Origin of the sequence: Lentzea aerocolonigenes, from assembly GCF_000955955.1 — a bacterium.
Lineage (GTDB): Bacteria > Actinomycetota > Actinomycetes > Mycobacteriales > Pseudonocardiaceae > Lentzea > Lentzea aerocolonigenes_A.
The window spans coordinates 1-10970 of the sequence record NZ_JYJG01000398.1; the positions used below are offsets into that span (position 1 = coordinate 1).

General features: G+C 69.0%; 8 protein-coding genes. 2 read left to right on the plus strand and 6 right to left on the minus strand.

Going from position 1 to position 10970, the window contains the following annotated elements; translation table 11 throughout:
* Positions 1-61 precede the first annotated feature (61 nt).
* Genes UK23_RS40285 through UK23_RS40295 form a run of 3 tightly spaced genes read right to left on the minus strand, consistent with a single transcriptional unit; the run spans position 62 to position 2663 of the window.
* Entirely contained in the window at positions 62-721 is a 660-nt protein-coding gene (locus UK23_RS40285; RefSeq protein ID WP_045317067.1) for a hypothetical protein, read from the minus strand.
* On the minus strand, positions 718-1965 hold the full coding sequence (gene hisS / locus UK23_RS40290; RefSeq protein ID WP_419503921.1) for a histidine--tRNA ligase: 1248 nt from the start codon (positions 1963-1965) through the stop codon (positions 718-720). Before hisS ends, UK23_RS40285 begins: the two co-directional genes overlap by 4 nt.
* 5 nt (positions 1966-1970) lie before the next feature.
* Positions 1971-2663 carry an MBL fold metallo-hydrolase gene (locus UK23_RS40295; protein WP_045317069.1) on the minus strand — a complete coding sequence of 231 codons (693 nt, stop codon included), beginning with the start codon at positions 2661-2663 and terminating at the stop codon, positions 1971-1973.
* A gap of 115 nt (positions 2664-2778) precedes the next feature.
* Between UK23_RS40295 and UK23_RS40300 the strand changes: the two genes are divergently transcribed.
* Positions 2779-3633, plus strand: a complete 855-nt coding sequence (locus tag UK23_RS40300; protein WP_045317070.1) for a peptidylprolyl isomerase — start codon at positions 2779-2781, stop codon at positions 3631-3633.
* Positions 3634-3699: 66 nt separating this feature from the next.
* Here UK23_RS40300 and UK23_RS40305 read toward each other — a convergent pair whose 3' ends face one another.
* On the minus strand, positions 3700-4977 hold the full coding sequence (locus UK23_RS40305; RefSeq protein WP_045317071.1) for an RICIN domain-containing protein: 1278 nt from the start codon (positions 4975-4977) through the stop codon (positions 3700-3702).
* Positions 4978-5131: 154 nt separating this feature from the next.
* Here UK23_RS40305 and UK23_RS40310 point away from each other — a divergent pair, with 154 nt between their 5' ends.
* A complete protein-coding gene (locus UK23_RS40310) occupies positions 5132-8353 on the plus strand; it encodes a glycoside hydrolase family 3 C-terminal domain-containing protein (RefSeq protein ID WP_082115373.1) in 3222 nt (1073 codons plus the stop codon).
* Between the two features lie 59 nt (positions 8354-8412).
* Here the strand turns inward: UK23_RS40310 and UK23_RS40315 are convergent, their stop codons facing one another.
* A complete protein-coding gene (locus tag UK23_RS40315) occupies positions 8413-10701 on the minus strand; it encodes a RelA/SpoT family protein (RefSeq protein ID WP_045317073.1) in 2289 nt (762 codons plus the stop codon).
* Positions 10702-10823: 122 nt separating this feature from the next.
* Positions 10824-10925, minus strand: a complete 102-nt coding sequence (locus UK23_RS55180; protein WP_082115374.1) for a DUF397 domain-containing protein — start codon at positions 10923-10925, stop codon at positions 10824-10826.
* Positions 10926-10970: the final 45 nt, after the last annotated feature.

Genomic DNA, 10970 nt, shown 5'->3' on the forward strand with positions numbered 1-10970 from the left:
GATGAAGGGAACCTTCATCCACCTCACGTGGATGAAGGTTCCCTTCATCCCAAAACGGGGGTTAGTCGAGCGAGGTCACGAACTTCGAGACCGCGTCCGGATGGAGCTTCTGCGCCATCCGGCCGGACGGAGCCAGCGACCCCAGCCGGTACAGCGGACGGTCGGCCGCGGCCAGTCCGCGCGCCTCGGCCCGCAACTGGGCCACCAGCAGCTCGGAGAACACCAGCCCGGGCGTGTCACCACGGGACGCCAGCGAGTCGGCGAGCCTGCGCAGCTGGTAGATGCCCAGCTCACGGCCACCGGTGCCGGCGTACATCGACAGCGCGATGTTGATCGCCTTCTTGCCGCCGCGCACGAACAGGCCGACGGTCCGGGCACCGCGCAGGTCCGTGACCAGCAGGTCCAGCGTGTCGGCGGTGGTCAGGTCGACCGTGCGAGTCCCGAAGGCGCGCACGTTGACGCGCGTGCCCTCCAGCCACACCGTGCGGCGTGCCTCGGACATCGCCAGCAGCACCACCGGCACGGCGACGATCAGCGCGGCGATGACACCCGGCCACCGCCCGCCGATCAGGCCCACGATCGCGCCGAACGCGAGGGCGACCATGATGCCGCCGATCGCGACCATGCGCGCACGCTTGCGGACCGTCGCCTTGTCCAGCAGATCGAGCACGAGCTTCTCGCCCGGGCTCTTGCCGCCCGCGCTCTTCTCCTCTGGGCTCACAGCGCCTTCCGCACCGCCTCGACCACGTCGGTCAGCGCCACGGAGACCTGCTCGCCCGTGGCCAGGGTCTTGATGCCGATCTGCCCGGACTCCAGGTCGCGCTCACCGAGCACCAGCGCAACCCGAGCGCCCGAGCGGTCCGCGACCTTGAAGCCCGCCTTCATCGACTTGCCTCCGTACACCAGGTCCGTGCGCACACCCGCGGCACGCAGCTCGCCGGCGATCGCCACGAGCCTGGCCCGCGCTGCCTCGCCCAGCGGCACGCCGATGACGTCGACGCGGCTGAACTCCGGCAGCACTCCCTCGGCCTGAGCAGCGAGCAGAGCGCGGTCGACGCCGAGGCCGAAGCCCACACCGGACAGCTCCTGACCGCCGAGCTGCGCCATCAGGCCGTCGTACCGGCCACCGCCGCCGATGCCCGACTGCGCGCCCAGCCCGTCGTGGACGAACTCGAACGTCGTCTTCGTGTAGTAGTCGAGGCCGCGGACCATGCGCGGGTTCTCGACGAACTTCACGCCCAGCTCGGTCAGGTACGCCTTGACCAGCTCGTAGTGCTCACGGCACGCGTCACACAGGTGGTCCACCATCAGCGGCGCGTCGGCTACGAGAGCCCGCACCTCCGGCCGCTTGTCGTCGAGCACCCGCAGCGGGTTCAGCTCGGCGCGCTGACGGGTCGCCTCGTCGAGCGGCAGCTTCGCCAGGAACGCCTGCAGCAGCTCGCGGTAGGCAGGGCGGCAGTTCGAGTCGCCCAGCGAGGTGATCTCCAGCCGGTACCCGGTGAGACCCAGCGCGCGGAACCCGGCGTCGCCGACCGCGATGACCTCGGCGTCCAGAGCCGGGTCGTCCACGCCGATCGCCTCGATGCCGACCTGGTGGAACTGCCGGTATCGGCCGGCCTGCGGGGCCTCGGCGCGGAAGAACTGGCCCGCGTAGTAGAGCTTCACCGGCAGCTGCCCGCGGTCGAGGCTGTGCTCGATCACGGCCCGCATCACGCCCGCGGTGCCCTCGGGGCGCAGCGTGATGGACCGGTCGCCGCGGTCGAGGAAGGTGTACATCTCCTTCGACACGACGTCGGTCGACTCGCCGACACCGCGCGCGAACAGCGCCGTGTCCTCGAAGACGGGCAGCTCGACGTAGCCGTAGCCCGCCAGCTCGGCAGCTCGGGTCAGAGTTGACCGAACGTGCACGAAAGCGGCAGACGTCGGCGGGATGTAGTCAGGAACGCCTCTGGGTGCGGAAAACACGTCTCTCAAAGTCCTCGGTGCGGGGCCGCCGGAGCATCCAACCCAACCAGGTAGGGGTTCGTCGCACGCTCGCGGCCAATGGTCGTCGTCGGGCCGTGGCCGGGCAGCACCACCGTGTCGTCGGGCAAGGTCAGCACCTTGCTCTGCAGAGACGACAGCATGCGCGAGTGGTCGCCGCCAGGCAGGTCGGTGCGTCCGATGGAACCGGCGAAGAGCGTGTCACCCGAGATCACCAGGCGACCCCCTTCCTGCGCGCCGGAGCGGAACATCACCGACCCGCCGGTATGGCCCGGCGTGTGGTCGACGGTGATCTTCAGCCCGGCGAGGTCGAGATCCAGCCCGTCGTCCAGCGAGCGGACCTCGGACGGCTCGCGCATCTCCAGGTTGCCGCCGAAGAACGCGGCCGACTCGCGGCTGACGCCCTTGAGCGGGTCGGCGAGCATCTCGACGTCGTCCGGGTGGATGTACGCGGGGATGTCGTTGCCGTCGCAGACCGGCGCGACGGAGAAGGTGTGGTCGAAGTGCCCGTGCGTGAGCAGCACGGCGACAGGCGCGAGACGGTGCTTGCGCAAGGCCTGCTCGATCGGCTCGACCGCGTCCTGACCGGGATCGATGATCACGCAGGGCTCGCCCTCACCGGTCGCCAGGACGAAGCAGTTCGCCTGGAGCGCACCAGTGGGGAACCCGATCACGAGCACGAAATGACCTCCCTGTTCTAACGACAGCCTAACCACCACACAAAGCTCATATGCCCAGGCCCTAGACTCCCCGTCCGTCCGCCCTTTTCGCACTGAGTCCCTGGGGAGGGAGCACGTGCCCACCAACGAGCAGCGACGCGCGGCAGCCAAGCGCAAGCTTGAGCGTCAGATGGTCTACCGCCATGAGCGGGCCAAGAAGCGTCGCATCATCGCCGTCGTCTCGACGGTTGTCGTTGTTGCGCTCGTCGGAGGTGGTGTGTGGTGGCTCGCGACCCACGACTTCGGTAACGGCGACGCCGCCGCGTCCGAGACTCCTCAGAACGAAGCGGTGGACAAGGCGGAGAACATCCCCACCGCCCTGCACCAGATTCCGAAGCGGCCTCAGGCGCTCCCGGAAAAGGTGAACTGTGAATACACGAAGGGCCAGGAGCCGGCGGCCAAGGAGAACACGCCGCCCGCCAACGGCGAGCAGCCCGCCACCGGCACGGTCGGCCTCACGCTCGGCACCTCGATCGGTGACCTGAAGTTCACCCTCGACAAGTCGCTGGCCCCCTGCACGGTCAACAACTTCGTCTCGCTGGCCAAGCAGAAGTACTTCGACAACACCACGTGCCACCGCCTCGTGGTCACGGGCATCCAGGTCCTGCAGTGCGGCGACCCCGGCGGCAACGGCATGGGCGGCCCCGGCTACTCGTTCAAGGACGAGGTCTACCCGGAGCTCACCTACGGCCGCGGCGTGCTCGCCATGGCGAACTCGGGCCCGGACACGAACGGCTCGCAGTTCTTCATCGTCTACGGCGACGGCTCGAACCTGCAGCCGAAGTACACGATCTTCGGCACGGTCGACGAGGACTCGCTGAAGAAGATCGACGAGGTCGCGAAGACCGGCACGATCTCGCAGCAGCCCGGCCAGGGTGACGGCAAGCCGAAGACCCCGGTCGACATCAAGTCCGCGCTGGTCGCGAACTAACTCCGCACGCACGACGGACGGCCCCCGGAGCGACTCCGGGGGCCGTTCTCGTGCGCTGGGCGTGTCCTAGGCCGGCACGAGGTCCCACAGCTGGTTCGCCGCGCCGGTGAACGTCTGCTGCACGATCGGCGCGCCGTTGCCGCTCCCCTGCACCGCGACGGCGAGTCCGGAGTGGGCGAAGAGCAGCCGCCAGCCCGCGGCCGTGGAGCCGCGCAGCCGCACGGTCTGGTTCACCGCGCCGGTGCGGGTGAACTGGATCAGCTGCACTCCGGGACTCTGGCTCGACTCCGGCAGGTCGAACGACTTGCCGGAGTGGCTCGCGACGAGCTCCCAGCCCTGCGGGTTCGCCTGGAACTGCCACCGCTGGTTCGCGGTGCCGCTGTGCGGCCAGCCGATGATCGGCTCCAGGTCCGCGGTGGACGCGTTGTTCACGGCCAGTTCGAGGTTCGTGCCCCGGTTGCGGACGTTGAAGAACTGGCCGAGCACGGGCCACGGCTTGGTGGGGTCGTCCTCGGGCAACGGGATCGCCTGGTCTCCGAACCACGTCGCGTCCGCGAGGTACTGCTTGTTCATCAGGTCGTCGTAGAACCCGCCGGCCGGTGGGCAGTTCACCCCGCCGTTCGGGCAGATGTCGACGTCGTGCACCGCGTAGGTGCGGAACGTGTTGCGCTTGAACGTCGTGTCCGCCGCGGTCTGGTTCCCGGCCGCGTCGCGAATCGTGTAGTCGCGGTAGTAGACGATCTGCGGGACGGGAGAGACGTTGAGCATCGCGGTCTGCACCAGCCGTGCCGCCGCGACGTGGTCGCGGTGGAAGTAGATGCCTTCGAGCGGTTGCGAGGGTGTCTCCTGCAGCTGCAGATCGGCCGTCGGGTCCGTGGTCCTGATGATGTCCGGCTGGAAGTCCGCGATCACCGCGCGCAGGAACGCGATCACCGCGGCCCGGTCGGGGGTCTGGGCGGCGGTGAAGTCCAGCGGCCGCCCGGTGAGCGTCTGGTTGCGCGCGTAGAGGAACCACAACCGGTTCTCCGGCGGGGTGGAGCCGTCCGGAAAACGGTTCTCCAGGATCGACACCCGGTTGCCGAGCGTCCAGAGCGTCGCCGAGAGGTTGCCCGCCCCGTACGCGTACGAGCGCCACGGGACGGCCGACAGCCCGGCGGCCGCCGCGTAGGCCTCGCGCACACCGAGCTCCCGCTCCTGCATGTAGGTCGGGTAGGTGTGGTAGTCCGACGCGACGAGGAACACGGTGCGCACCGTGTTCCCGTCGCGCAGGTCCTTCATGAGGGTGGGGCTGAGGAAGAGCAGATCGTCGTCGTGGTGTGCCACGACGTTCAGAACTCGCGCCATGGGTGTATCTCCCCGTTCGGCTGATACTCCGTTCTTTTAGGTGTCAGTCGTACGGCTGCTGGCATTACATCCTCTGGACACTTACATTCATCAGAGATCAAGAAAGGCGAGTCGCGCGCGCAGACTCTCCCCCTGGTGCGAGGGGAGATGGACAATGACCGTCCACATTGGGCGAAGCGCGGCCTCGATCAGGATCGCCGCCATCGCAGTCCTCCTGTCCAGCGCGGTTTCCACCGCCACGGCGACCACTACACAAGCGGCCCCGGTCTCGTTGGAGCAACGGGTGAACGGCCTGCTGGAACAGATGACCATCGACGAAGAGGTCACCCTCCTGCGCGGGATCTCCGCGCCGATCGGGCACAACGAGGTCGGGTACGTCGGCGGTGTCCCCCGTCTCGGCATCCCCCCGATGCGCCTCACCGACGGCCCGGCAGGCGTGCGGGACGGGCAGCCGGCAACGGCTTTCCCCGCGCCCGTCGCGATGGCCTCGACGTTCGACCGCGCCCTCGCCGGCCAGGCCGGCGCGCTCATGGGCAAGGAGACCAGAGCACGCGGGTACCACGTGCTCTACGCACCGATGATCAACATAGTGCGGGTGCCGCAGGGCGGCCGCAACTTCGAGACCTACGGCGAGGACCCGTACCTGTCGGGTCAGCTGGGCGCGAGCTTCGTCGCGGGCGTGCAGGGTCAGGGTGTCGCGGCTCAGGTGAAGCACTACGCCGCCAACAACCAGGAGAACGCCCGCACCGCGTCGAGCTCCAATGTGGACGACCGGACGCTGCGCGAGATCTACCTGCCCGCGTTCGAGACGACGGTGAAGCAGGGCGGCGCGTGGTCGGCGATGTGCGCCTACAACCAGGTCGGCCACTCGTTCGCGTGCGAGCACTTCCCTCTGCTGAACGACGTGCTGGCCGACCAGTGGGGCTTCTCCGGCGTGGTCGGTTCCGACTACCCGGCGACGCACTCCGGTGTGCGGTCGGCGCTCGCCGGACTGGACCAGGAGTTCGGCGGCTCCACCTACTACGCGGGACTACCCGGTGCCGTGCGGTCGGGTGAGCTCGTCAAGTCCGTGCTGGACGAGCGTGCCCGGCGCGTGTTGCGAATGCTGGCGCGCACCGGGGCGCTCGACGGGGCGCAGCCGACCTCGTTCGACCCGGCCGAGCACGCCGCGTTCGCTCGCGCCCAGGCCGCGGCGGGCACCGTGCTGCTGAAGAACGACAACGGTTTGCTCCCGCTGACCAACGCCACCACAACAGTCGCGCTGTCCGGGATCTACGGCGACGTGGCGCACACCGGCGGCGACGGCAGCTCGCGGGTGACGCCCTATCCGCAGCACACCGTGAAGCCGGTGGACGCCTTGCGCGCCAAGCTCGGCAACGGGCTGTCGTATCACGTGGGCGCACGCCTGGAACCGTTCACAGTGCCCGCCGGTGCGCTCACCGGCCTGCGGGCGGACTTCTTCAACAACAGCGGTCTGCAGGGCGCACCGGTGGCGTCCAGGACGGACAGCGTGATCGACTTCAACTGGCTGACCGGATCGCCCGCGCCGGGCGTGAACGCGGACAACTGGTCGGCCCGCTGGACCGGCACGCTCACGGCCGCGGCCACCGGGACCTACGAGTTCGCACTGACGAGTGACGACGGCAGCCGCCTGTACCTCGACGGCGGCCTCGTCGTGGACAACTGGGGTGATCACGGCACCGAGACCCGCAGCGGGTCCGTCACGCTGCAAGCCGGCGTGCCGCACCGCGTCCAGGTCGACTACACCGAGTCTGCGGGCTTCTCGAACCTCTCGCTGGACTGGTTCACCCCGGCCGGGGCCGACCCCGAGATCCAGGCCGCGGTGCAGGCGGCCCAGGCGGCGCAGGTCGCCGTGGTCGTCGTCGGAGACCGCACGACCGAGGGCTGGGACCGGGCGGACATCGAGCTGCCCGGCAACCAGAACGAGCTGGTCAGCGCCATCGCCGCGGTGAACCCGCGCACGATAGTCGTGGTGGAGACCGGCGGCCCGGTGACCATGCCGTGGCGGAACTCGGTGCCGGCGCTGATGGAGGCCTGGTACCCCGGTGAACAGGGCGGACTCGCGTTGGTCGACGTCCTGTGGGGCACCGCGGAGCCCTCCGGGCGGCTGCCGGTGACGTTCCCGGTCGACCTGGACTCGGACCCGATGGAGTCACCCCTGCAGTATCCCGGTGCGGCGGGCAACTACGAGTACAGCGAAGGCCTGAAGGTCGGTTACCGCTGGTACGACGCGACGGGCACAGCGCCGATGTACCCGTTCGGCTACGGCCTGGGCTACACGACGTTCGCCTACAGCGGCCTCAACCTGGCGTCGGCACCGGACGGGGCGGTGAGCGTCTCGTTCACCGTGCGCAACAGCGGTTCCCGGCGAGGATCGGCCGTGCCCCAGCTGTACGTCGGGTATCCGGGCTCGGCGGGTGAACCGCCGCGGCAGCTGCGCGACTTCGCCAAGGTGACGCTGGACCCCGGCAACTCGACCCGCGTGTCGATGACGATCGACCGGAAGTCGTTCGCGCTCTGGGACACCGGCGAACGCACGTTCCGGGTGCCCACCGGCACGTTCACGGTCTCCATCGGCGCGTCGTCGCGGGACATCCGGCTCACGGGCACCATCGGGCAGCCGGCGTTCCGGATCCCGAACGGCGCCACCGGCCAGCTGACGAACAACTACGGCGCCTGCGCGGACGTGGCGAGCGCGAACTCCGCCAACGGCACCCCGGTCGGACTGTGGAGCTGCAACAAGACCAGTGCCCAGCGCTGGACCGCGGAGCCGGACGGGACGCTGCGCGCGCTCGGCAAGTGCCTAGCGGCGCAGGGTGACCTCGTCGTGCTGTCGGACTGCGCGGGTCAGCGCTGGACGGCGGCTGCCGACGGCACGCTGCAACTCGGCGGCCGTTGCCTGACGGCCGGTGGGCAGCTGTCTCTTGCCGGGTGCGGCGGAAGTCCCAGCCAGCAGTGGGTGCTCCCCCGGCCCGCGGACCGGCTCCAGGGCATCGCGGGCAGGTGCATCGACATCGACGGCGGACACACGTGGCCGGGCACGGCGATCTGGCTCTACGACTGCAACGGCACCGGCGCGCAGGACTGGAAGGTCGACGCGGACGGTTCGCTGCGCGCGCTCGGCCGGTGCATGGACGTCACGAACGGCTGGACCGACCCCGGCACGGCGGTGCAGCTGTGGGACTGCAACGGCACCGCCGCGCAGCAGTGGCGGGTGCAGGGCGGCTCGTTCGTGAACGTGAAGTCGGGCCAGTGCCTGGACGTGCGGAACGGGTGGAGTGACAACTTCACCCGGCTGCAGATCTGGTGGTGCAACGGCACGGCAGCCCAGAACTGGCGCATCCCGCGCCGGTGAAATGACGTCTGCAAGTACTACCAACCGCGAGTTGGTAGTACTTGCAGACGCTCCAACAACTACGAGGCTGAGGTGACGCGGTAGACGTCGTAGACGCCCTCCACGCTCCGCACTGCCTTGAGAACGTGCCCGAGGTGCTTCGGGTCGCCCATCTCGAACGAGAAACGGCTGACGGCCACGCGGTCCCGCGACGTCGTCACCGACGCCGACAGGATGTTCACGCGCTCGTCGGCCAGCACCTTCGTGACATCGGACAGCAGCCGGTGCCGGTCGAGCGCCTCCACCTGGATCGCCACCAGGAACACGCTGGAGGACGACGGCGCCCACTCGACGTCGAGCAGGCGTTCCGGCGACTTCAGCAGCTCGTCGGCGTTCGTGCAGTCGGTGCGGTGCACGGACACACCGCCACCGCGCGTCACGAACCCGAGGATGTCGTCGCCCGGCACCGGAGTGCAGCAGCGGGCGAGCTTCACCCACACGTCGCCCGCGTCCTTGACGATCACGCCCGCGTCGCCGGTGGGGCGACGCCGGGTGACCGTGGACGGGGTGGCGCGGTCGGCCAGTTCCTCCTCGGCGTGCTCGACACCGCCGAGCTGCGCGACGAGCCGTTGCACGACGTGGCGGGCGGAGGTGTGCCCCTCCCCGACCGCCGCGTACAGCGCGCTCATGTCCGGGTAGTGCAGTTCCTTGGCGAGGGCCTGCATCGAGTCGACGCTGACCAGGCGCTGGATGGGCAGGCCGACGCGGCGGACTTCCTTGGTGATCGCGTCCTTGCCGTGCTCGATCGCCTCTTCCTTGCGCTCCTTGGCGAACCACTGCTTGATCTTCGCCTTGGCGCGCGGTGACGCGACGAAGCTCAGCCAGTCGCGGGACGGGCCCGCACCCTCCGCCTTGGAGGTGAAGATCTCGACGACCTCGCCGTTCTCGAGCTTGCGTTCGAGCGCGACCAGACGACCGTTGACCCTGGCGCCGATGCAGCGGTGCCCCACCTCGGTGTGGACGGCGTAGGCGAAGTCGACCGGCGTGGAGCCCGTCGGCAGCGTCTGCACGTCACCCTTCGGCGTGAACACGAAGATCTCGCGCGCGGCGAGGTCCCAGCGCAGCCCCTCGAGGAACTCCCCGGGGTCCGCGGCTTCCCGCTGCCAGTCGAGGAGCTGGCGCATCCACGCCATCTCGTCGATCTCGACGGACTTGCCGTTGTGCGTGCCCTTGGTCTCCTTGTACCGCCAGTGCGCCGCGATGCCGTACTCGGCCCGCTGGTGCATCTCGTGGGTGCGGATCTGCACCTCGAGAGGCTTGCCGTCGGGACCGATGACGGTCGTGTGCAGCGACTGGTAGACGCCGAACCTGGGCTGCGCGATGTAGTCCTTGAACCGTCCGGGCATCGGCTGCCAGGCCGCGTGGACAACGCCCATCGCCGCGTAGCAGTCGCGCACCTCGTCGACCAGGATCCGCACGCCCACCAGGTCGTGGATGTCGTCGAAGTCCCGGCCGCGGACGATCATCTTCTGGTTGATCGAGTAGTAGTGCTTCGGCCTGCCCTCGACCTTCGCGACGATCCGCGCGGTCTCCAGCTGACCGTTGAGCTCCTGGACCACCGTGCGCAGATACGTGTCGCGGGACGGGGCGCGCTTGGCGACCAGCCGCACGATCTCGTCGTACTTCTTGGGCTGCAGGATCGCGAACGCGAGGTCCTCCAGCTCCCACTTCACGGTCGCCATGCCCAGGCGGTGGGCCAGCGGCGCGAGCACCTCGAGCGTCTCGCGGGCCTTGCGGGCCTGCTTCTCCGGCGGCAGGAACCGCATGGTGCGCATGTTGTGCAGCCGGTCGGCCAGCTTGATGACCAGGACCCGCGGATCCTTCGCCATCGCGATCACCATCTTGCGGATGGTCTCGGCCTCGGCCGCTGCCCCCAGCTTGACCTTGTCGAGCTTCGTGACGCCGTCGACCAGCCGGGCGACTTCCTCACCGAAGTCTTCCTTGAGCTGGTTGAGCGAGTAGTCGGTGTCTTCCACGGTGTCGTGCAGCAGCGCGGCCACCAGCGTCGTGGTGTCCATGCCCAGCTCGGCGAGGATCGTCGCCACGGCGAGCGGGTGGGTGATGTACGGGTCGCCGGACTTGCGGCGCTGCGGGCGGTGCTTCTCCTCGGCAACGTCATATGCGTGCTGCAGAAGCGCCAGATCGGCCTTGGGGTGGAGGTCACGGTGAACTGCGGCCAGCGGTTCCAGAACCTGCTTCACCGGGGCCGCTCGTTGGGCGGTGATGCGCCGCGCGAGGCGGGCGCGCACGCGCCTGGTTGCCGACGGTTGACCAACAACCGTCGCAGCGGGTTCGGTGTCTTGACTCAACCCCACGCTCCTCGGGTCTCGCGAGTACCGAGGATAACGCGTTTACGGTGACGAAACTTCCGATGACGCGACGAGCGGCGCAGCTCACACGGTGAACGCCGCCCAAACTTTTGCTGGGCCGATCAGGCGACGCTCGACACGAACGCCCGCCACGCCTGAATCGAGAAGACCAGGGCGTCACCGCGAGCGACCTTCGAGTCACGCACGAGAGCGGGGCGCCGCACGGCCCGTGGTGGGAGGTTGCCCGCTGACGCGGGGTGCGGTGGTTA

Coding starts and splice junctions, on each gene's coding strand:
- UK23_RS40310 (WP_082115373.1), top strand. CDS start 5,132: ATGACCGTCCACATTGGGCGAAGCGCGGCCTCGATCAGGATCGCCGCC.
- UK23_RS40305 (WP_045317071.1), bottom strand. CDS start 4,977: ATGGCGCGAGTTCTGAACGTCGTGGCACACCACGACGACGATCTGCTC.